The sequence below is a fragment of the Reyranella sp. GW821-FHT12G01 genome (assembly GCF_058806575.1).
This window is the reverse complement of record NZ_JBXAPV010000001.1, coordinates 1,715,068-1,736,709: the sequence shown is the minus strand read 5'-3', so window position 1 is coordinate 1,736,709 and position 21,642 is coordinate 1,715,068. Positions and strand designations below refer to the sequence as shown.

15 protein-coding genes are annotated in these 21,642 nt (G+C 68.7%); 8 read left to right on the top strand and 7 right to left on the bottom strand.

Annotated elements, in window-relative coordinates:
- Positions 1–15: 15 nt before the first annotated feature.
- Positions 16–747 (bottom strand): ribonuclease activity regulator RraA, encoded by a 732-nt coding sequence (locus tag AC1RP5_RS08540; protein WP_493110203.1) that lies wholly within the window; start codon positions 745–747, stop codon positions 16–18.
- 116 nt (positions 748–863) lie between these two features.
- Positions 864–2,384, bottom strand: coding sequence for an exodeoxyribonuclease VII large subunit (xseA, locus tag AC1RP5_RS08535; protein WP_493110202.1), 1,521 nt, complete (start codon positions 2,382–2,384; stop codon positions 864–866).
- A 57-nt stretch (positions 2,385–2,441) separates the two neighbouring features.
- Here xseA and purD point away from each other — a divergent pair, with 57 nt between their 5' ends.
- The 5 genes from purD to pncA are packed head-to-tail and all read left to right on the top strand — an operon-like array spanning position 2,442 to position 7,720.
- Positions 2,442–3,722, top strand: a complete 1,281-nt coding sequence (purD, locus tag AC1RP5_RS08530) for a phosphoribosylamine--glycine ligase (RefSeq protein WP_493110201.1) — start codon at positions 2,442–2,444, stop codon at positions 3,720–3,722.
- A 57-nt stretch (positions 3,723–3,779) separates the two neighbouring features.
- Positions 3,780–4,907 (top strand): MBL fold metallo-hydrolase, encoded by a 1,128-nt coding sequence (locus AC1RP5_RS08525; protein WP_493110200.1) that lies wholly within the window; start codon positions 3,780–3,782, stop codon positions 4,905–4,907.
- A gap of 24 nt (positions 4,908–4,931) precedes the next feature.
- Positions 4,932–5,975 carry a tRNA preQ1(34) S-adenosylmethionine ribosyltransferase-isomerase QueA gene (gene queA, locus AC1RP5_RS08520; RefSeq protein ID WP_493110199.1) on the top strand — a complete coding sequence of 348 codons (1,044 nt, stop codon included), beginning with the start codon at positions 4,932–4,934 and terminating at the stop codon, positions 5,973–5,975.
- Positions 5,972–7,108: a tRNA guanosine(34) transglycosylase Tgt gene (gene tgt, locus AC1RP5_RS08515; protein WP_493110198.1), complete on the top strand. Its 1,137-nt coding sequence runs from the start codon at positions 5,972–5,974 to the stop codon at positions 7,106–7,108. The genes queA and tgt overlap by 4 nt, the downstream gene beginning before the upstream one ends.
- A 3-nt stretch (positions 7,109–7,111) precedes the next feature.
- A complete protein-coding gene (gene pncA / locus AC1RP5_RS08510; protein WP_493110197.1) occupies positions 7,112–7,720 on the top strand; it encodes a bifunctional nicotinamidase/pyrazinamidase in 609 nt (202 codons plus the stop codon).
- A gap of 67 nt (positions 7,721–7,787) precedes the next feature.
- Here the strand turns inward: pncA and AC1RP5_RS08505 are convergent, their stop codons facing one another.
- From AC1RP5_RS08505 to AC1RP5_RS08485, 5 genes are all read right to left on the bottom strand, one after another.
- The gene (locus tag AC1RP5_RS08505; RefSeq protein WP_493110196.1) at positions 7,788–14,264 is read right to left on the bottom strand and encodes a hypothetical protein; all 6,477 of its coding nucleotides are present in this window, start codon (positions 14,262–14,264) and stop codon (positions 7,788–7,790) included.
- A 296-nt stretch (positions 14,265–14,560) separates the two neighbouring features.
- Complete coding sequence (locus AC1RP5_RS08500) at positions 14,561–15,634, bottom strand: OmpA family protein (protein WP_493110195.1); 1,074 nt, start codon at positions 15,632–15,634, stop codon at positions 14,561–14,563.
- Positions 15,634–16,836 carry a 3-oxoadipyl-CoA thiolase gene (gene pcaF, locus AC1RP5_RS08495; protein WP_068197029.1) on the bottom strand — a complete coding sequence of 401 codons (1,203 nt, stop codon included), beginning with the start codon at positions 16,834–16,836 and terminating at the stop codon, positions 15,634–15,636. The genes AC1RP5_RS08500 and pcaF overlap by 1 nt, the downstream gene beginning before the upstream one ends.
- Before the next feature lie 118 nt (positions 16,837–16,954).
- On the bottom strand, positions 16,955–17,629 hold the full coding sequence (locus AC1RP5_RS08490; protein ID WP_493110194.1) for a class I SAM-dependent methyltransferase: 675 nt from the start codon (positions 17,627–17,629) through the stop codon (positions 16,955–16,957).
- Positions 17,626–18,855: a BtaA family protein gene (locus AC1RP5_RS08485; RefSeq protein ID WP_493113314.1), complete on the bottom strand. Its 1,230-nt coding sequence runs from the start codon at positions 18,853–18,855 to the stop codon at positions 17,626–17,628. The genes AC1RP5_RS08490 and AC1RP5_RS08485 overlap by 4 nt, the downstream gene beginning before the upstream one ends.
- Before the next feature lie 127 nt (positions 18,856–18,982).
- On the opposite strand from AC1RP5_RS08485, the gene AC1RP5_RS08480 reads away from it, so the two are divergent.
- The 3 genes from AC1RP5_RS08480 (at position 18,983) to AC1RP5_RS08470 (ending at position 21,628) form a co-directional block, all read left to right on the top strand.
- Entirely contained in the window at positions 18,983–19,537 is a 555-nt protein-coding gene (locus tag AC1RP5_RS08480) for a methylated-DNA--[protein]-cysteine S-methyltransferase (RefSeq protein WP_493110193.1), read from the top strand.
- On the top strand, positions 19,534–20,172 hold the full coding sequence (locus AC1RP5_RS08475; protein ID WP_493110192.1) for a DNA-3-methyladenine glycosylase family protein: 639 nt from the start codon (positions 19,534–19,536) through the stop codon (positions 20,170–20,172). Before AC1RP5_RS08480 ends, AC1RP5_RS08475 begins: the two co-directional genes overlap by 4 nt.
- Positions 20,173–20,236: 64 nt before the next feature.
- Positions 20,237–21,628, top strand: coding sequence for a malonyl-CoA decarboxylase domain-containing protein (locus AC1RP5_RS08470; protein ID WP_493110191.1), 1,392 nt, complete (start codon positions 20,237–20,239; stop codon positions 21,626–21,628).
- Positions 21,629–21,642 lie beyond the last annotated feature (14 nt).

The window sequence follows — 21,642 nt, the reverse complement described above, 5'->3', positions numbered from 1 at the left end:
GAATCAGAAAGCGCTTCATCCGCCGGCAGGCTCACCGGCCTTGATCCACGCCTGATAGAGCTTCTTGGTCTCGTCGTTCGGCGGATAGGTGCCGGTGATCGGATGGCCCTGCCCCACGCGGATCGCGACGAACTTCTCCAGCCGCTCCTGCTCGAAGGAATCGCGCGCGACTTCATCGGCGAGATGACGCGGCACGACGATGGCGCCGTCCTCGTCGGCCACGATCACGTCGCCGGGATAGACCGGCACGCCGCAGATGCCGACCGGCACCTGCACTTCGACGGGCCGCAGGTTGGCCATGCTGGGCGGCGCTGCGGCGGCCGAGCAATAGACCGGGAAGTCGAACTTGCCGATCACCGGCGAGTCGCGCATCGCGCCATCGCTCAGCACACCGGCGAGGCCACGCACCTTGAGACGCAGCGCCAGTATGTCGCCCAGCGTGCCCGACCGCGTGTTGCCCTCGGTGCCGATCACCAGCACGGAGCCCGCCGGCGATTCCTCGATCGCGGTGCGCTGCGCGTTGGGCGGATCGCTGGGACTCGGCGCCTTGTCGATATCCTCGCGGCTCGGGATGTAGCGCAGCGTGTAGGCCGGCCCGACGATCCGCGCCGCCGCCGGATTGAGCGGCTTCACCCCGTTCACCGCGACGTTGCGAAACCCGCGCTTCAACATCTGCATCGAGACGGTTGCCGTACTCGCATACATGAAGTTCTTGATCGTCTCGGCCGACAGCGGTCCGCTGGTCATCGTTGTTCCTCCCTTTAACTCTGTCATCCCGAGCGTAGCGAGGGACCATTAGAGTGACAGGAAAGGTCCCTCGCGACGCTCGGGATGACAATTTTTGTTTCAGCGCCGCCAGTTCGTCACAGCAGCGATCCCTGGCTCCCACCACCATCCCGACGACGCGGCGGTGCTGGCGGCGCGGCAGCAGGCTTCGGCGCACCCGCGCCTTCGGTCACGCGCGCGCCCACGCGGCCGTCGTTGAATTCGATGCTGATGGTCTGGCCGGTGCTGGTGCCGGCGGCGGCGAGGACGGGTTGGCCATCCTGGTCGCGGACCAGCGCGAAGCCGCGGTTCAGGACCGAGTGGAAGGAGTAGCTCTCCAGCAGCTTCGCCGCCTGGTCGACCTGGCGCTGGCCGTTCACGAGAAGATCGTTGCCATGGCGCTTCAGGCGATCGCCGAGCTGGTCGAGGCGATCGAAGGCACGCGCATATTTCTGCAGCGCGTCGCTCTTGAAGCGATCGACGGCACGCGTGAGGGCGCGGCCCTCGGCGATCAGCGCCTGTTCCTTGGTGGCGATCACGGCCTGCGGGCTGACGAGCCGCGCGGCGGAGAGTTGATGCGACCGCCGCTCGACGAGCTGGCGCGTTGCCAAGGCGAGCCGCTCGCCGCTCACGTCGACTCTCTGCTGGCGTTCCTCGATCAGGCGGCGTGGATCGCCGAGGCCGCGCGCGAGGCCAGCCAGTTCCATCGACTGCTCGCGCAGGAGGCGCGTCATACCGCCGACCAGGCGCTTGGCGTAGTCGAGCGTCTCGGTCATCAGGTCGGCGCGCACCGGCACCGCCATCTCGGCGGCGGCGGTCGGCGTGGGCGCGCGGCGGTCCGAGGCGAAGTCGATCAGGGTCGTGTCGGTCTCGTGGCCGACGGCGGAGATCAGCGGGATCTCGGAGTTCGCGGCGGCGCGCACCACGATCTCCTCGTTGAAGGCCCACAGGTCTTCCAGCGAGCCGCCGCCGCGCGCCACGATCAGCACGTCGGGACGAGGCACCTTCCCGTCAGCAGAGAGCCGGTTGAAGCCCTCGATGGCGCGGGCCACCTCGCCCGCTGCCTTCTCGCCCTGAACGGCCACCGGCCAGACGAGGACATGGCAAGGGAAGCGGTCGCTGAGGCGATGGAGGATGTCGCGGATCACGGCGCCCGACGGTGAGGTCACGACGCCCACCACCTGCGGCAGGTAGGGCAGCGGCCGCTTGCGATCCGGATCGAACAGGCCCTCGGCTTGCAGCTTCTTGCGCCGGTCTTCCAGAAGCTTCAGCAGCGCGCCTTCGCCCGCCAGTTCCAGCCGGTCGACGATGATCTGGTAGCGCGAGGAGCCAGCATAGGTGGTGAGCTTGCCGGTCGCAATGACCTCCAGCCCCTCCTCGATCTTGATGCCCAGTCGCGGGATCGTGCCCTTCCAGGCGACGCCGTCGATCACGGCATTCTCGTCCTTGAGACGGAAATAGCAGTGGCCGGAGCGCGGGAAGGACGGCTGGCTGATCTCGCCGCGCACGCGCACCCGCGGGAAGGCGCTTTCGATCTCGCGCTTCAGGGCGAAGGAAAGCTCGGAAACCGAGAATTCCGGGACGTTTGAGGGGGCGGCCGGGGCGTCGAGTTCATCCATATTGTCCCGAACCTAGCCGCTTGTGCCCACGGCGCAAACTGTGGTCAAAGCCTCGCCATGCGAATCCTCGTGGTGGGCGGCGGCGGCCGCGAACATGCGCTGTGCTGGGCGATTTCCGCCTCGCCGCTGTGCACGAAGTTGTTCTGCGCGCCCGGCAATGCCGGCATCGCCCAGGTCGCCGAATGCATCGACGATGTCGGCGCCGAGGACATCCCCGGCCAGGTGGCCCTGGCCCAGCGCCTGAAGATCGATTTCGTGGTGATCGCACCCGACGCGCCACTGGTCGCCGGCATGGCCGACGCCTTCGCCGAGGCCGGCATCAAGGCCTGGGGCCCGTCCAAGGCGGCCGCCCGCCTCGAAGGCTCCAAGAGCTTCACCAAGGAGCTCTGCCGCGACAACAACATCCCGACCGCCGCCTATGAGCGCTTCACCGAGGTCGCCCCTGCCGAGGCCCATATCAGGGCGCAGGGCGTGCCGATCGTGATCAAGGCCGACGGGCTCGCGGCCGGCAAGGGCGTGATCATCGCCGAGACGGTCGACCAGGCGATCGAGGTGGTGCGCGACATGCTCTCGGGCAACCGCTTCGGCGCCGCCGGCGCCTCGGTGGTGATCGAGGAATTCATGCAGGGCGAGGAAGCGAGCTTCTTCGCGCTGACCGACGGCGAGCATGTCCTGCCGCTGGTCGGCGCGCAGGACCACAAGCGCGCCTTCGACGGCGACACGGGGCCGAACACCGGCGGCATGGGCGCCTATTCGCCCGCGCCGATCTTCGACGCCGCCATGCAGCAGCGCACGATGGACGAGATCGTGCTGCCGACCGTGCGGGCACTCGCCAAGGCCGGCACGCCGTTCCGGGGCGTGCTATATGCCGGCCTGATGATCGACGCCAAGGGGCCGCGGCTGGTCGAATACAATTGCCGCTTCGGCGATCCCGAGACGCAGGTGCTGATGATGCGGCTGAAGTCGGACCTCGTGCCGGCGCTGCTCGCCTCGGCCGAGGGTGGGCTGAAACATCTCGACCTGCGCTGGTCGTCCGATGCCGCCATCACCGTGATCATGGCGACCAGGGGCTATCCCGACTCCTACCCCAAGGGCAGCGAGATCCGGGGCCTCGCCGAGGCGGCCAAGGTCGAGGGCGTGCAGATTTTCCATGCCGGCACCAAGGCAAGCCCGGACGGCAAGATCCTCGCCAATGGCGGCCGTGTCCTGAACGTCAGCGCCATGGCCCCCACCGTCGAGGAAGCCCGCGCCCGCGCCTACCGCGCGGTGGACCTGATCGACTGGCCCGAGGGCTTCTACCGCAAGGACATCGCCTGGCGGGCGCTCAAAGCCACGTAAGGCTGGCATGCGCCCTCCCCCGGAGACGGGGGCGGCAGAATCATTTAATTTCCCGCCATGCCCGACGCCCTCTCCGAGTCCCAGCGCCTGCTGGCGCAGCTTCGCTTTCCCTGTGGTGACGTGCCGGAGCCCGGCGACATCAAGAATGTCGCCCCCGGCATCTACTGGCTGCGCATGCCGCTGCCGTTCCAGCTCAACCACATCAACCTGTGGCTGATCGAAGAGGAGAACGGCTGGACGATCGTCGATACCGGCATCAATTCGCAGGACACGCGAACCCTCTGGGAAAAGATCTTCGCCGAGAAGCTCCAGGGCAAACCAGTGGTGCGCGTGATCGGCACGCATCTCCATCCCGACCATATCGGCCTCGCCGGCTGGCTGTGCGAGAAGTGGAACGCGCCGCTCTACATGACGCTGGGCGAGTACATGAGCGCGCAGGCCGCGCGCAACGACTTCGTCGAAAGTGAGGAAACGCGGGCAGCACACGTCGCGCGCAACGGCGTGCCGCCCGACCGCATCGCCAACTTCCACCGCCACAAGGGTGGCTACGCCAAGGGCGTGGTGCCGCTGCCTACGTCGTATCACCGCATGATCCATGCGCATCCGATCACGGTCGGCGGCCATCGCTGGGACGTCATCGTGGGCCGCGGCCATGCGCCCGAGCATGCGTCGCTGTGGTGCCCCGAGCTCAACGTGATGATCGCGGGCGACCAGGTGCTGCCCAAGATCAGCACCAATGTCGGTGTGTGGCCCAACGAGCCGCTGGCCGATGCGCTGACCTGGTTCCTCGATGGCTTCTCGCGCTTCCGCCGCCTGCCGGCCGATGCGCTGGTGCTGCCGAGCCACGGCTTCCCCTTCATCGGCCTGCACACGCGCCTCGACCAGCTCGTGGCCCATCACGATGCACGCCTGAACGAGATGGAGATCGCGATTGCCGGCATGGGCGCGAAAGGCGCCACCGGCTGGGACATGGTGCCGGTCCTCTTCCCGCGCCATCTCGACAACAACCAGATCGTCTTCGCCTTCGGCGAGACGCTGGCGCACCTGCACTGCCTCGAGACCCGTGCGCGCGTGAAGCGCATCGTGGTCGACGGCGTGCATCGCTTCGTGGCCCTCGCCGACCGGCATGCCCAGCCGCCCGCCGACGATTCGGACGGCGTGGTCATGGACATCGGCCAGACCTGACGACCTAGGACTCTTCCCCTCTCAATGCGCGTCGACCTTTTCGATTTTGCGCTGCCGGACGATCTGATCGCCCAGCGGCCTGTTTCCCCGCGCGACTCCGCGCGCCTGCTCGACGTCACCGGCGAGACCCTGCACGACCGCACGGTGCGGTCCCTGCCCGGCCTGCTGCGGCGTGGCGATCTTCTGGTGTTCAACGACACCAAGGTCATCCCCGCACGGCTGAAAGGCGTGAGGCCCGGCAACGGCGTGCGCCAGGACGTTGCGGTCGAGGCGCTCTTGATCCGCGATCTCGGTGACCGGCGCTGGCGCGCTTTTGCGCGTCCCGCGAAGCGTCTGCGGCCACGCGATCGGCTGGTCTTCACGGGCCTCGGCGCCACGGTCGAATCGAAGGCCGAGGACGGCTCGCTGGTGCTGGCCTTCGACACCGAGGGTCACGCCTTTCTCACAGCCCTCGAACAGGAGGGCGCGGTACCCCTGCCTCCCTACATTCGCGGCGGCACCGCCGACGCGCAGGACCGCAAGGATTACCAGACGCTGTTCGCCAAGCATGACGGCTCCGTCGCCGCCCCCACCGCAGGCCTGCATTTCACGCCGGACCTGATGGCTGCGCTCGCCGACAGCGGCATCACCACGGCGGGCGTCACGTTGCATGTAGGTGCGGGCACGTTCCAGCCGGTGCGGGTCGACGATACCGACGCGCATACGATGCACGCCGAATGGGGCGAGGTCTCCGCCGCCACAGCGCGCGCGGTCGAGGCGACGCGCATTCTGGGCGGCAGGATCGTGTCGATCGGCACGACCTCGCTGCGGCTGCTCGAATCGGTGGCGCGCCTCAACGATGGCGCGATCAAGCCGTGGAGCGGCGAGACCGACATCTTCATCACGCCGGGCTTCCAGTTCCGCGCCGTCGACCTGCTGCTGACCAACTTCCACCTGCCGCGCTCGACTCTGTTCATGCTGGTCTCGGCCTTCGCCGGTCTGGAGCGCATGCAGCAGGCCTACGCACATGCCGTTAAGGAGCGTTACCGCTTCTATTCCTACGGCGATTGTTGTCTGTTGCGCCGATGAGCCTTTCCTACGAACTGCTGGGCACCGACGGCGCCGCACGCCGCGGCCGCATCACCACAGCGCACGGCACCATCGAGACACCGGCCTTCATGCCCGTCGGCACCGCCGGCACGGTGAAGGCGATGCTGCCGCAATCGGTCGCTGAGACCGGCGCCGAGATCGTGCTGGGCAACACCTTCCACCTGATGCTGCGGCCGGGTGCGGAGCGTGTGGCGGCGCTGGGTGGCCTGCACAAGTTCATGAACTGGCCGGGCCCGATCCTGACCGACTCTGGCGGCTTCCAGGTGATGTCGCTGAAGGAGCTGCGCAAGCTCGATGCCGACGGCGTCACTTTCCGCTCACCCAAGGACGGCTCGCAGCATCGCCTCACGCCCGAAAGCTCGATCGAGATCCAGCGCCTGCTCGACGCCGACATCACCATGTCGTTCGACGAATGCACGAGCTGGCCGGCCGAGGAGCCCGAAGCCGCCTTCTCGATGCGGCTGTCGATGAAATGGGCCGAGCGCGGCCGCCGTGCCTTCTCGGAGCGACCGGGTTACGGCCTGTTCGGCATCGTGCAGGGCAGCGTCTTCCCCGCGCTGCGCGAGGAGAGCGCCAGGGCGCTGATCGATATCGGCTTCGACGGCTATGCGGTCGGTGGGCTGGCCGTCGGCGAGGGCCAGGAGCTGATGTTCTCGACGCTCGATTACACCGTGCCGATGTTGCCCCAGGACCGGCCGCGCTACCTGATGGGCGTCGGCCGGCCCGGCGACATCGTGGGCGCGGTGAAGCGCGGCATCGACATGTTCGACTGCGTGATGCCGACACGGTCCGGTCGCACGGCGCAGGGCTTCACGCGGCGCGGCGAGATCAACCTGCGCAACGCGCGCCATCGCGACGATCCACGTCCGCTCGACGAGCATTGCGCGTGCCCCGCCTGCACGCATCACAGCCGCGCCTACCTGCATCATCTCATCCGCGCCGACGAGATCCTCGGCGCGATGCTGCTCACCTGGCACAATCTCCACTATTACCAGGACGTGATGCGCGGCCTGCGTGGCGCCATCGAAAGCAAAACCCTGGATGACTGGATCGCTGCGTTCGAACGCGACCAGGCGCTGGGCGACATCCCGCCGATCAGTAACGGAGCGTAACGGATGCCGAACGAGGCCCTGATCGTGGTCGACGTGCAGAACGATTTCTGCGAGGGCGGCGCGTTGGCGGTTACCGGCGCCAATGCCATCGTCCCGCTGGTCAATCGCCTGATCGGCCGCCACGACCATGTCGTGCTGACGCAGGACTGGCATCCCGCGGGTCATGCCTCGTTCGCCAGCTCATGGCAGGGTGCAGAGCCTTTCTCGTCGATGCGTTTTCCCTATGGCGAGCAGACCCTGTGGCCGGATCACTGTGTGCAGGGAACGGACGGCGCTGCGTTCCATCCCGACCTCGAAGTCACCAAGGCGCAGATGATCGTGCGCAAAGGCTATCATACCGGCATCGATTCCTATTCGGCGTTCCGCGAGAACGACCGCATGACGCGCACCGGCCTCGACGGCTACCTGAAGGCGCGCGGCTTCACCCGGCTGGTCTTCTGCGGACTGGCGCTCGACTACTGCGTCGCCTGGTCGGCCATCGACGCACGCCAGGCGGGCTTCGACGTCGCCGTAGTGGTCGAGGCGACTGCCGCCATCGATCTCGACGACAGCCGCAAGCGCATGATGAGCGACATGCGCCGCGCCGGCATCAACCTGAACGCGACGGCGTAATCGGACCGCGGGTCTCCAGACCCGCATCATAGATCATGAGCGGGCCTGGAGGCCCGCGGTCCAAGGATCAGACGACGAAGTGATCGTGGTCCGTCGTCGTGTCGTGGTGCGCGGTCTCGACCGGCGGCACGGTGGCGTCGTGCACAGGCGTCGCCTCGTGTTGCGGCTCGGTGCCGGTGTGGACGGCTATCGCCTGCGCGAGTTCGTAGGCATCGGCCGCGCTCGACGCTCCTTGCGGCGGCGGATCGCCGACCAGGATGCTGCCGAAGAAGCCGCTGCTGGCCGAATCGCTCCGGATCGCGAAGGTGAAGGCGAGGTTGAGGTTGCCGTCGGAGTCGGCGTCGAGCGCGGTGATCGAGCCGAAGTCGACGACGTGGTCGGTGAAGAACGCTTCGGCGGCCGCGGCATCGCTCCAGGTATGTTCCTCGATCACGTTGCCGTCGGCGCGGATGGTGAAGGTCATCTGCGTGAAGCCGGCTCCCGTCGTCAGGGGATTGTAGAAACCCATCAGCAGGTTCTGCGCTTCCGGCAGGGCCTCGAGATTGACCGAAACCTTCATATAGCCGCTCGCGGTTTCGGTTCCGTCGGCCGCCGTGCCGTGCTGGCCGCCCAGTTCCAGGACCGCGAAGTAGGACGTCGCTTCCGAGAAGCCCGCGGCGATCGTCGGATTGTCGTCCACGATCGCACTGATCTGGGCGGCGCCGGGTGCGCCGGTGATGGTGCCGAGCACAGTCGTCTCCGGCGAATAGGCGCCCGCGATCTCGCCGAAGGAGGCGAAGCTCACGGCGTGCTGCATCTCGGCGCCCGAACTGCTCACTTCCGCACCGACGACATTGATCATCGAGTCGGAGCCGTAGCCCGCCTGCGCATAGGAAATGGCCTGGACGTTGTTCGAGAGGCCCTCGGCATGCGCGATCGAATGGGCCGTGCCGGTGGAGAGCGCACCGCTGCCGGCGTAGCTGCTCGCCGAGACGTTTGCGCCGGCGACGGTGATGGCCGACACATCGGCCGTCGCGTCGCTGCCGCTCCCGTTACCGCCGCCTTGCGCCATGGCCGACAGCCAGGCGAGCGTGCCGGAGTCGGTGAGCGTGGCCGAAAGCGTGGCCACGGCATCGCCGCCGTTGCTGCCGCCGAAGGCATCCTGGCCGCCACTGCCGCCGCCCGCCAGGATGTCGAGGCTGACGCTGCCGGCGTGCCAGCTGCTGGCACTGTCGTCGAAGGTGAGGACCGATTGCGCGAGGCCGCCGATGGCGGCGTGACCAGCACCATCGCCATCACCACCGGCGCCGCCATAGGCGTATTGGGAGAGCGTGATATCGCCCCCGTCGCCAACCACGGCCGTCACGGCATTGTTCAGGATGCTGGAACCGCCGACGCCGCCGCTGGCGCCATTGCCGCCGTCGCCACCGGAACCGCCGGTCTGCTCCACGCTCGCAAACGCCGTTGTCGAACCCTGCGCATAAGCCGTCACGATGCCGGCCGAGCCGCCGGCGCCGCCGATCTTGCCCACACCGTTGGCCTCGCCGCCCTGACCACCCCTGCCCGCGGCTACGGCGGTGGCCGTGATCCCGCCGATCGCCATCGCGATGCTGGTGCTCACCGCGCCGCCAGCGCCACCATTGCCGTTCTGGTTGCCGTTGCCGCCATAGCCCGCCGATGCATCGGCGTTGGCCGAGACCTCGGCGTCCGCTGTCGACGAAGAGACGTTCGCCAGGGCGCTGGCCCCGCCACCCTTCCCGCCCGACGCGCCGTTGTTGCCGTCGCCGCCGTCGCCGCCGGTGGTCGACGCATTGACGTTGACGGAATGGCTCTGTGTCGCGTGGGTGCTGTCGTCGAAGGTGAGCGACGAGGCCGCACTGCCGCCGGCGCCGGCAAGGCCGGTTCCCGCCGCATCGCCGCCCCTGCCGCCCGAGGCACTCTGCTCCATCACGGCCAAGCCGTTGACGGTGTAGGCCTTGGCCAGATCGATCGCCGACGCCGAACCGCCGGCGCCGCCGTTCGCGCCGGCCAGGCCCGTGCCACCGTCGCCGCCGGTCATCCCGATCGTCGCCGACGCGGTATTGATGCCCTCGGCAAGTGCCGACAGCGTACCGCCCGTGCCGCCTGCACCGGACGCCTTGCGGGCGCCGCTGCTCGAGCCGCCATTGCCGCCCGTGCCCGTGGCCCAGGCATAGGCATCGAGACCCGTGGCCGTTGCCGAGGCCGTGCCCGCGTCGGAGCCTGCGCCGCCGATGCCCGTGAGCGCGGCGCCGTCGCCTGCATTGCCACCGTTGCCGCCCGTCGTGCCGGCCGTTGCCGCCGCGCTGTGGTTCGAGTGGGCAATCGCCGTTGCGGCGCCCGAGGCGCCGAGACCACCACGGCCGTTGATGGCGGAGCCGCCATTGCCACCCACCGCATAGGCTTCGGTGTTCACCTCGTTGACGCCGGTGACGGACGTGTACGCCGTCGCCTTGCCGCCGGCCTTGGTATCGAGCGTTCCACCGACGATGTCGCCGCCATTGCCGCCTGTGGCATGGGTCCTCATGTCGAGGATGCTGGCGACACTGTTGTTGACGGTGAGCGACGAACTCGCCGTGCCGCTGTAGCCACCATAGCCACCCGCGCTGCTGCCGCCGGAACCGCCATTGGCGATCTGGGTGAACGCCATCAGACCCGCGCTCGTGCCGCTCACGGCGTTGGCGATCGTGGTGGACGCGCCCGTGCCGCCGCGCGCGCCGTCATGTCCCGCGCCGCCATCGCCGCCGCTCGCCTCCAGCCGCAGGGAGAGGTCCTGCCCGTTGCCTGCGTTGCCCACCATCGTCGCGGAGGCGATGCCGCCGGTGCCGGCCGTGCGCCCGGCGCCCGTTGCATCGCCGCCGTCGCCACCCTGCGTGACCGAACGCGCGACGATGCCCTGGCTGCCGGTAGCGGTGAACGATGCCGTCGCCTTGCCGCCCGCCGCACCGTCGGCGTTCAAGGCCGCACCGCCGGCGCCGCCGTAGCTGTTCACGTCAGCATTGATGAGCTTGTCGCCTTTGAAGGTTCCGGTCGCCTTCGACGTGCCACCCGCCTGCGCCGTGGCGCCGCCGCCGCCGTTGCCGCCCGTGGCCTGGATGTTGACGCCGAGGTCCGCGCTTCGGCCGGTCGCATCGAGATTGAGCGCCGATGAAGCGGTGCCGGCGATACCGCCCGTTCCTCCGGTCGACTGGCCGCCATCGCCGCCCGCCGCCCACTGGATGAGATTGTAGGCGCCGCCACTGGTGGCGTTCACCGCGTTGCTGACGGTGGTCGACGCGCCTGCACCGCCGGTCGCGCCGCCAAGACCCGCACCGCCGTCGCCACCGAACGCCTTGACGGTGAGAAAGGCTGTCTGTGCGCCTGCGGAGCTGGCGGTCGCACTGAGGCCGCCGGCCGAACCGCCCGCGCCGCCGGTCTTGCCGACGCCGTAGCCGATGCCGCCATCGCCACCGGTCGCCTGGACGAGGGCGTAGCCCGTACCGGAGATGCCCGTGGCATTGGACGTACCCAAGGTCACCTTGCCGGCCGCGCCGCCACTGGCCGCGGTGAAAGTGCCGTCGCTGCCCATGACCGCGTTGCCGCCGTTGCCGCCCCGCGCATAGACCTCGGCGCCGCCTTGCCCGCCCTGCGCGACCGCCGTTGCCCTGGCACTGCCGCCCGTGCCGCCCGTGCCGCCCGTGCCGCCCGTGCCGGACGACGACAGCGTATCGCCGCCATTGCCGCCCGCGATGCTCACGGTCACGCTGGAGGACGGCAGGTTCGCCACGCTGCCGTTCGCCGTCGCCGCGCCGCCCGCGCCGGCGGTCGATCCCGTGCCGATCGCTGTTCCGCCCGTACCGCCATTCGCCGTCAGGGTGGCGCGGACGGCGTTGCTCATCGAGAGCATGTCCGGCGTGTAGGCGAGCTCCGAAGTGGCCGCACCTCCCGCACCAGCCGCGCCGCCGTCGCTCGAGCCTCCCGCACCGCCGGCTGCCAACTGCGAAAGGACGGCGCTGCCGCCACGGCTGTAGCCCGAGACGGCATTCTGCAGCGACGCGGCCGCGCCGGCTCCGCCACCCGCACCGAGCTGGCCCACACCGCCGGCGCCGCCGACGGCAAAGACCTCTGACAGGGCGTTCGCGCCGGAGGCCGACGAGGCCTCTGCCGTCGCCGTGGCCTTGCCGCCGGCACCGCCACGATTGCCGGCACCGACGCCGCCACCACCAGCGCCGCCGGTCGCGAAGGCAAGGGCATGCACCGCGCTGTCACTGTCGCCAGACGATACCGCGAATGCCATCGCGGTTGCCGCGGCGCCCTTGGCGCCGTTGGCCAGCCCCGAGTTGCCACCGAAGCCGCCCGTGGCGGTCGCCAGCGCCTCGACATCGTCGATGCCCTGAAGGCCGGTGCCGGCGAAGGCCGTACCGCCATCGCGCGCATCGCCGCTGCCACCATTGCCGCCGGTGGCGACCGTCTGGGCCGAGATCACCGTGTTGATCGTGTCGCTCAAGCTCAGCGTCGAGGACGCGGCGCCGCCCAGGCCCGCATAGTTCGTGCCGCCGCTCGCGACGCCGCCGTTGCCGCCGGTCGCCCGCTGGATCAGCGTGAGCGAGCCGCCCGAAGCGTCGCCGTAGACCGCGTTCTCGAGCTTACTGGAGCCACCACTGCCGGCGCGCGCGCCGACGACTCCGTTGCCGCCATTGCCGCCGATCTGATCGACCGTCGCCGATGCCGTTCCGTTGTCGTTTTCGGTCGTGGCCATGGCCGTAGCCATGCCGTCGAGGCTGGCGCCCGCGCCGCCTGTCTTGCCCGCACCATAGGCCGTACCGCCGGCGCCACCGGTCGCGCGCGACTGCGCCGTTGCGAGAGCGCTGCCGCTGGCCATGGAGTCCGCTGTTGCCACGCTACCTGCGCCGCCCATCATGGCGCCGCCACTATGCGAACCGCCCGCACCGCCGGTCGCGATGGCCGTCGCCGTGCCGCTCTCGATGCCGGCCGCGTTCGCGTTGGCGTGTGCCAAACCACCCTTGCCGCCGGTGCCGGTGCTGGCATTGCTGCCGTTGCCGCCAGTGGCGATGGCAGTCGCCAATGTGTCGACCGCGTCGGTCGCCTCCGCCGTTGCATCGGCCGAACCGCCGGTGCGTGTCTTGCCGGTGGTATCGGCAGCGCCGCCATTGCCGCCCTTCGCGATGGCCGTGATGTCGAGGCGCGAACTGGAAGCCATCGCCACGTCGAGAGTCGAACTGGCATTGCCGGCAAGGCCGCCATAGCCGCCGCCGGTTGCCGCACCGCCGCTGCCGCCATTGGCAGTCTGCACGAGAACGGTTTCCTGCGAAGAGGAGCCGCCGGTCGCCACGTTGTTCAGGGTGATCGATGCGCCCGCACCGCCGCTCGCGCCCGTGAACCCGGCGCCACCGTTACCGCCGGTCGCCGTCGCCTGAGAGCTGACACCGGAGCCGGTGCTGGTGCTCATGGACGAAACCGTCGCCGTGCCACCGGCGCCGCCCGAGAAGCCCGCACCCTTGCCGACGCCGCCATTGCCGCCTGTGGCTTGCGCACTGGCTTCGACGCTGCCGTCGTCGCCCGTGCCGTTCGTCGTTGCGCTGGCAGTTGCCGCGCCGCCGGCACCGCCCGAGCCCGTAGCATTCGAATTGCCGCCATTGCCGCCCCTGGCGAAAGCCTCGCCCGTGACGTTATGGGCGCCCGTGAGCGTGAGGGTGGCCGTGCCGGTGGCGCCGACGCGGCCGGTCCTGGCATCGCCGCCATTGCCGCCGGTGCCATGGACCTCGGCGATGACCGTGTCGCTAACATCGGCCTGGATCGTGTCGTCGAAGGTGAGCGATGAGCTACCGCTGCCGCCGCTGCCACCGCTGCCGGTGCCGATCGCCGCGCCACCGTTGCCACCGGTCGCGGATTGCGAGAGATGCAGCACGCCGCCCACCGTCGAGCCGCTGACGGCGTTGGCGGTCGCGTTCGCCGCTCCGCCGCCGCCCGACGCCGTGGCGCCGAACGACGTGCCACCGTTGCCGCCCGTCTGCTGCACCGTCGCGGATGCGTTCTGGCCAACGCCCGAACGCGCCTCGGCCGTCGAACCCGTGGCACCGCCGCCGTTGCCGCCGACCACGCCGTCTCCACCACTGCCAGCGCGCGCGATGGCCGTCGCGTCGGCGGCACCCGCAGGATTGATCGCCTTCGCCGTCGCACGCCCGAGACCGCCCGTGCCGCCGTTGGCGCCTGCGCCACCGGTGCCCGCCGTACCGGCGTTGCCGCCATTGCCGGCATCCGCTTCGGCGAACACCGTGATGCCGTCCGCGTTGGTGGCCGTCGATTGGGAGTCGCTGGTTGCGATGCCGCCGATGCCACCGGCGCCGGCATTGCCCGTGACCTCCGCACCATTGCCGCCGCGACCGCCCACGCCGCCGATGGCGGTCGCAGACATGAACACCTCGGTGGTGGAGGCGATCGCCGCTGCCGCCTTGCCGCCACGTCCGCCCTCGGTGCCGGACGCGTTGGGAGCTGAACCATTGGCGCCAGGCGTGCCCGCAGTGCCGGTAACAAGAATGTCGGTCATGGTAGCTCCCCAATTTTTCGTTCTGCCTCGACCGATCGGAGCAGCCTCGCGCATCACGCGTTCGGCATTCGACGATTCAACCGGGGCAAGCGGCGCGGAAGCTATCAGCGCGAAAAATCGCGTGAAAGAAAAAGCAGGGCGTGGGCAGTGCGTAGGATGCTGATAGAGACGCTGAGGAAAAAAACATGAGACGCTGGTGAAAATCTTGTGCAGCAGCGAAACGAAAACGGCCGCCTGTGAAGGCGGCCGTCGTCGTGTTTGCGTTAGCTATCTGACGATGAAGAATCGTCGAATCGTTACTGCCTCACCAACTCGACCCTGCGATTCTTCGCCTGACCGTCTTCGTTGTCGTTCGGCGCGAGCGGGCTCAATGGACCGACGCCCTTTGCCACCATGCGATCAGCGGCGATGCCGTACTTCGCGGTCAAGGCCTTCGCGACCGACTCGGCGCGACGCTGCGAGAGATCGGTGTTGTAGGCGAGCGTGCCCTTGTTGTCGGTGTGGCCGACGATGAACACCTTCAGCCCCGGCGTCGCCTTCATGAGGTTCGCCATCTCGACGAGCTGCTTGTCGGACTCGGGCTTGAGGTCAGCCTTGTCGAAGTCGAACAGGATGCCATAGAGCGCGACCCGTCCGTCCTTGCCGAGCGCGCCGCCGATCTGCTCGGCCGACACGAAGGCGAGGTTGGTCTGCATCGTCTTGGTCTCGAGCACGTCGAGCATCAACAGCACGCGGCCTTTCAACGCCGCCGAGACGTCGCCCATCGAGCCGCCGGTCTGCGTCGCCGCATAGATCGAGACATAGACGTCGGAGCCATTGTCCCTTGCCCATTTGCCGACCCACAGGCGCTGGTCGGCGGCGGGATCGACATATTCCAGCACGTTGCCGGTGAGGTCGCGGCGCGTGCGATTGTAGGCCGTGCCTTCGGGCTTCAGCGCGCGCGGCACGCCGTGCAGCTTGTGGAAGTCCTCGCCGCACTCGGTCTTGCTGCACTGGAAGAGCGTCTTGGCGCCCTTGCCTTCCAGCTCGTTGGTGTAGTTGCGCACCACTTCGAGGACGGAGCGGCCCTCGGGAATGACATAGACGGTGCGCGTCAGCCGGCCCTCGACCGTCTCGACCTTCTGGTAGCGCAGCTTCTTGTCGGGATCGGTCTGATAGGACGAGCCGGTCGCCGCGCCCAGCGGCAGGACCAGTTCGTCGAAGTCCTTCTTCGTCTGCGCCAGGATGAAGGAGCCGGCATAGCGCGGCAGCAGCACATCGCCCGAGCCCGGCGCGTTGGAGGTCAGCTCCTTGGTGAAGCGCGGATCGACCTGGGCCTGCGCCGTCACCGCGGCCAGGCAAAGCGCCGCGGCGACGACCAGGCGCCACATCAGACGCGTTCCAGAGCCAGCGCGATGCCCTGGCCGACGCCGATGCACATGGTGGCGAGCGCACGCTTGCCGCCGGTGGCCTCGAGCTGGTTCAGCGCGGTGATCATCAGGCGGCCGCCCGAGGCGCCCAGCGGATGGCCGAGCGCTATCGCGCCGCCGTTCGGGTTCACGTTCTCGGCGTCGTCGCTGAGGCCGAGCTGGCGCAGCACGGCCAGCGCCTGGGCGGCAAACGCCTCGTTGAGCTCGATCGTGTCGAAATCGCCGATGGTCATGCCGAGCTTGGCCAGCAGCTTCTGCGTCGCCGGCACCGGACCGATGCCCATGACGCGCGGCGGGACGCCCGCCGACACGGTGCCGAGGATGCGCGCGCGCGGCGTCAGGCCGTTGGCGCGGGCGGCGGCTTCCGAGGCGATGATCATGGCGCAGGCGCCGTCGTTCAGGCCCGACGAGTTGCCAGCCGTCACCGAGCCGCCATCGCGGAACGCGGCGGAGAGCTTCGACAGCGTTTCCATCGTGGTGTCGCCGCGCGGATGCTCGTCCTTCTCGACGATCACCTCGGTCTTGCCCTTCTTCACGCAGACCTTGACGATCTCCTTCTCGAAGAAGCCGCGATCCTGGGCGGCCTTGCAGCGGCGCTGGCTGCGATAGGCGAAGGCATCCTGGTCGGTGCGGCTGATCTGGTGCTCGGTCGCGACGTTCTCGGCGGTCTGGCCCATCGGGTCGACGCCATAGGCCGCCTTCATGCGCGGATTGACGAAGCGCCAGCCCAGCACCGTGTCCTCGAGCTTCATCGAGCGATCGAAGGCGCCTTCGGGCTTGCCCATGACGTAGGGCGAGCGGGTCATGCCCTCGACGCCGCCGGCGATCATCAGGTCGGCCTCGCCGAGCTTCACGGCGCGCGCGGCATGGCCGGCCGCTTCGAGGCCCGAGCCGCACAGGCGATTCACGGTGGCGCCGGCAACCTCGACCGGCAGGCCGGCCAGCAGGCCTGCCATGCGCGCGACATTGCGGTTGTCCTCACCGGCCTGGTTCACGCAGCCATAGATGACGTCGTCGACCGAACCCCAGTCGACATTGGCATTGCGCTGCATCAGCGCCTTGATCGGATGGGCGGCGAGATCGTCGACCCTCATGGCGCCAAGGCCGCCGTTATAACGGCCGACGGGGGTGCGGATCGCATCGCAAATGAAGGCTTCGGTCATCTTGGGTACTCCCGACACAGCAAATCGTTGCTGCCGGGGTAGCACCGGCCGCGGGCGGTTGCCAATGGGGCCCCAATGCCTCCCGGACAGGGGGGCCATGTGTTGGGAGTGTGGCCGGTCAGCCCGGGCGCCGGCAGACCGCGTACTGGGCGTAGCCGAGATGGGGCCGATCGAAGGTGCGGACCTCGATCCCGCCGGGAATTCGCGCCAGAGCAGCCTCCAGCGCATCGCGCGGCGTCACATGGAACAGCGCCAGCCACTGGCGCAGGCTGCCGCGGAACCAGCGCGGCAGCCGCTCCTGTCCGCCGAAATCGACGAGGTGCAGCTCGCCGCCGGGCTGCAGCCAGAGCACCGCGTGGGCGAGCGCCCTCTCCCACTCCGGGATCATCGACAGGGTGTAGGAGAAGAAGATGCGCGAGAAGGCCGGCACGCCGAACAGCAGCGCCGGGTCAAAGCGGGTGGCGTCGGCATGAGCCAGGCGGATGCGCGGGCCAAGCCCTTCGCGGGTCACGCGGCGGCGTGCCGTGTCGAGCATTTCGAGCGACAAGTCGATACCGAACAGCGGCGCGGTGGGATGGCGATGCGCCACCGCGATCAGGTTGCGCGCGGTGCCGCAGCCGATCTCGAGCACACGACCACCGGGCGGCGGCGCGAGACTGTCGATCAGCCGGTCGCGACCGAGCAGATAGTATTTGCGGCTGAGATCGTAGATGTGCCGCTGACGGCGGTAGATGCCGTCCAGCAAGCCGGCATGGCCGTTCGCGGAGATGCCCTCTCCGGAGAAGCCCGTCACGGCTTCAGCACGTAGAGATGGAAGCCGCCGTAGATCGCAGACCGGTCGCGCGCCGTGAAGGCGAGCGAGGCGTCGGCCTCGTAGTGCCACTGGTCGAGCAGCTCGGGCGCGACCCTGCCCGGCAGCAGCGAAGGTTCGGCGGCGGTGCGGAAGATCACGCGTGCACCGGGCTTGGCGGTGCGCGTGATCTCGCTCCACAGCGCATTGAGCTGCGCGTCGGTCATCCAGTCCTGCGCGTCGAGCAGCACGTAGCGGTCGCGCGAGGCGGCCGGACACGAGGCGAGATAGTCGGTGACCGAGCGGTTCAGCACCTCGACCTTTTCGGCGCCGCGCTGCACGGCCGGAAAATTCTCCTGCCGCAGGTAGGGCGGCAGCGGCCCCTTGGCATCGCGCGCATAGGAGCGGCCGAAGGCCTGCCAGGCAAAGTAGTTGTCGGCGAGGCTGAAGCCGCAGGCCAGCCGTTCGAGCCGGTCGCGCAGCACCGAGCCCATGTCGCGACCGCCAGCCAGCGCCTCGTATTGCGCCGGCGGAATGCCGAGCCCGTAGAGCGACAGGCGGTTCGAGGTGGCCCAGCGCACGAGGCCCTTGTCGAACAACGGCGCCAACACGGTGTCGAAGTAGCGGCGCTGCTCCTCGATCGTGCGCGCGGCCAGCAGCCCGTTGAAGTTCACGCCATAGGCGCGCGCGGCGACGTGGGCCGCACCGATGAAGCGGCCGAGCACGCCATGGCGATAGGCGTTCTTGGCGAAGATCGAGATGCGACGCTGGCCGCCGCGATGGAGGCTGCGGCCTTCCCAGTAGGCACGGCTCTCGGCATCGAGATGCGGTGCGATCTGGCGATCGTAGGCGCGCGGATTGGCGGCCGAGTCGGCGGCGCCAAAGAAGCGGTAATAGTCCGACCAGGACGGCAGCTTGCGCGCCGCCGTGAGCTTCAGCCGGTTGAGCGCGACATGGGCCCGGCTGAGATCGACCGCGGTGATGCGCGCGGGAGCGGCCGTGAGATAGGACAGGATGTTGCAGCCGCCCGACGCGATGGCCACGATATGACAGTCCGGCGTCAGCGCCATCGCCTCGAGGTCGATCTCGGGATCTTCCCAGATCTGGGCGTAGACCAGGCCGCGGAACAACCGCTCGAACAGCTTTTCCAGAAGTCCCTCGCGGGACATGACCTTATGGCGACGCACCGCCTGCTTCAGGATCGAATGGCTCTCGGCCCGCGGATAGATCAAACCATCGACTCCGGCTCAATATCGACCATCCGACGCTAGCCGTGGTCAGTGCCAGTTTGATGACGGCTATCTGTGGGTTCTCCCGACTTGACGGGATGACTGGTTAGGCAGAAAGGTTGCCCCCATGAGCGCCCCTCTTGGCTTTGCCCTGTTCGACACGCCGATCGGCACCTGTGCCGTGGCCTGGAGCGGTCGCGGCATCGCGGGTCTGCAGCTTCCCGAACCCAATCCCGCCGCCACGCGCGCCCGCGTGAAGCGGCGCTGGCCGGGTGCCGTCGAAGCCGCCCATGTGCCGGCCGGCGTCCAGCGAGCGCTCGACCGCGTGCAGGCGCTGCTGGCGGGCGGCAACACCGATCTCGCCGACATCCCGCTCGACCTCGATGCGGCGCCCGAGTTCCATCGCCAGGTCTACGAGGTGGCGCGCACCATCCCGCCCGGCCACACCATGACCTATGGCGAGATCGCCAAGCGCCTCGGCGTGCCGCACGAATCGCGCGAGGTCGGCCAGGCGCTGGGCAAGAACCCGATCGCCATCATCGTGCCCTGCCATCGCGTGCTGGGCGCCGACGGCAAGATGGGCGGCTTCTCGGCCAATGGCGGCGTCTCGACCAAGCGGCGCATGCTGGAGATCGAGGGCGCCCCCGAAGTTGGCGCCGGACCGCTGTTCGCGGCCCGATGACGGGATTTCCCTTCAAGCCCGCGAAAGCGGTCGCGCATCTCAAGGAAGCCGATCCGGCGCTGGCCACGATCATCGATACAGTCGGCCCGTTCCGCATGCAGCTGAAAGTCTCGCGCAGCCTGTTCGGCTCGCTGGCCGAAGCCATCGTCTACCAGCAGCTCTCCAACAAGGCGGCCGCCACGATCTACGGCCGGGTCGAGGCGCTCTATCCACGCGCGACCGACGGCTTCACGCCGCGCCATATCCTGAAGACGCCGGACGAGAGCTTGCGCGGCTGCGGCCTGTCGCGCGCCAAGGTGCTGGCGGTGCAGGACCTCGCGCGCCGCGTCGACGGCGGTGAATTGCCGACGCTCGACGAAGCGCACTCGGTTCCCGACGCCGAATTGATCGAACGTCTCGTGAAGGTGCGCGGCATCGGTCGCTGGAGCGCCGAGATGTTCCTGATGTTCCGCCTCGGCCGCCCCGACGTGCTGCCGCTCGACGACTACAGTTTGCGCAAGGCCTATGCGAAGGCCTTCAGGAAGCGCGCGCTGCCGTCACCCAAGGCGCTTGAAAAAGCCGGCGAGAAGTGGCGGCCCTATCGCACGGTGGCGAGCTGGTATCTGTGGCGCGTGCTGGATCAGCCGCCGGCATGATGCGGTAAAGGCGCGTTCATGCGCCGCCACTGGAGTGACACGTTTGCTGTGACATACTCCGGTCATGGCCCTACCGTTTTCCAATACCGTCGACCGTACCCTCGAACGACTTCGCACCGCCTTCGTCGACACCGCGCGTGGCGCGCGCGAAGCGGTCGGTGCGCCGCTCCGGCCCGATCTTCCCGATGACGACATCCCGCGCCTGAAGGGCCGCATCGACGCCTGCCTCGAAGGCAAGGGCGGCGAGACGGCGCGGCGCGGACGTGCAGCGGAGCTGGGGCAGGCCTACCTGTCGCTGTCAGCCGCCGGCCGCAAGAAATTCCTGCTGACCCTGGCACGCGACTACGGCCTGCCGCGCGAGGCCGCGCTGAAGACCGTCGAGAAGTGGCGTGCCAGCAAGGATCCCGCGCGGGCGCTGCGCCGCGACCTGGAATCGCCGGCGGTGCGGTTGCTGCGCGAGTTCGTGGGCGTGCCGCAGGGCGTGAAGTTCGTCGTCGACCTGCGCGCCGAGCTTCTGACGCTTGGCCGCAGCGACGCCACCGCCAAGGCATTGAGCGAGGACCTGCGTTCGCTGCTGGGCGCGTGGTTCGACGTCGCCTTCCTTGACCTCGTCCGCATCGACTGGCGCTCGCCCGCCTCGCTGCTGGAGAAATTGGTCACTTATGAAGCGGTGCACGCGATCCGCTCGTGGCGCGACTTAAAAAACCGGCTCGATTCTGACCGGCGCTGCTTTGCCTTCTTCCATCCGCGCATGCCTGACGAGCCGCTGATCTTCGTCGAGGTCGCGCTGGTCGACGGCATGGCGGGCAACGTGCAGCGCCTGCTCGACGCGCGCGACGAGACGCACGACCCCAATCGCGCCAACACCGCGATCTTCTATTCGATCTCGAACTGCCAGCAGGGCCTGGCCGGCATCAGCTTCGGCAACTTCCTGATCAAGCGCGTGGCCAGCCAGCTCGCGCGCGACCTGCCGAACATCAAGGACTTCGCCACCCTGTCGCCGATCCCGGGCCTGCGCCAGCATGTCGAGCATCGGGTGAAGACCGAAGGCGACGCGGCGCTCACGCAAAGCGAGATCGCGTCACTGGGACCGGTGACCGACGAGGCGCACGGCGCCGCCGCCGTCCTGAAACTGCTCGCCCGTCCCAACTGGTGGGAAGTGCCGGCGATCGACAAGGCGCTGCGGCCGATCCTGACGCGGCTTGCCGCCGTCTACCTCACTGCGACCGACAAGGGCCGCGCGCTCGATCGCGTGGCGCATTTCCACCTCGGCAACGGCGCCATCGTCGAGCGGCTGAACTGGCTGGGTGACACCAGCGCCAATGGCCTGAAGCAGTCCTACGCGATGATGGTGAACTACCGCTACAAGCTCTCCGACGTCGACGCCAACCACGAGGCCTACGCCGCCGGCAAGGTCGTCGCCAGCCGCGAGGTCCGAGCGCAGGCGAAGGGGTGACGTAGAGGGTGATA